1 protein-coding gene is annotated in these 551 nt (G+C 58.3%); it reads right to left on the bottom strand.

From position 1 onward, the window contains the following. Positions 1-551, bottom strand: a 551-nt coding sequence (locus ECTPHS_RS14465) for a tyrosine-type recombinase/integrase (protein WP_168044683.1), incomplete at both ends; no start/stop codon positions are given.

Below are 551 nucleotides of genomic sequence, written 5' to 3'. Positions count from 1 at the left end.
GCGACCGCTGGGAAAGACAAACTGCCAACGCCATTCACGAGGGGCATTGGGATACTTCCGTGCCAATGCGTCAGGCAAAAGGGTTTCCCCCAGTCCCTGCTCAAGATCCCTGGCATGCAGGGCACGCACGGTTTCCAGGTGCTCGTTCAATGGGCCAACCAGCGATTCCGGCAAGGGCACGATCCGGTCCTTGTTCCCTTTGCCGGATCTCACCATGATCAAGCTTCGTTCAAATTCCACATCCTGTACGCGAAGCCGCAGGCATTCCATCAGTCTCATGCCGGTCCCGTAGAGCAGAGAGGCGACCAGCGAGGGAACCCCCGTCAGTTCGCCAAGCATGCGCCGCACTTCTTCCCGGGAGAGCACCGTGGGCAATCGCCTGGGGCGTTTCGCCCTGCAAAAGGGACCAATATCGCCAAGGGGTTGTTCAAGCACTTTATTGAACAGAAAGACCAGCGCGTTCAAGGCTTGGTTCTGAGTGCTGACGGCGACATTGCGCGTGACTGCAAGATACTGGAGGAAATCAGCCACCTGTGCAGCCCCCAGACTCT

The organism is Ectothiorhodospira sp. PHS-1, assembly GCF_000225005.1.
Classification (GTDB): domain Bacteria; phylum Pseudomonadota; class Gammaproteobacteria; order Ectothiorhodospirales; family Ectothiorhodospiraceae; genus Ectothiorhodospira.
The sequence above is the reverse complement of the archived record's forward strand: the minus strand, read 5'-3'. Positions and strand labels throughout refer to the sequence as shown.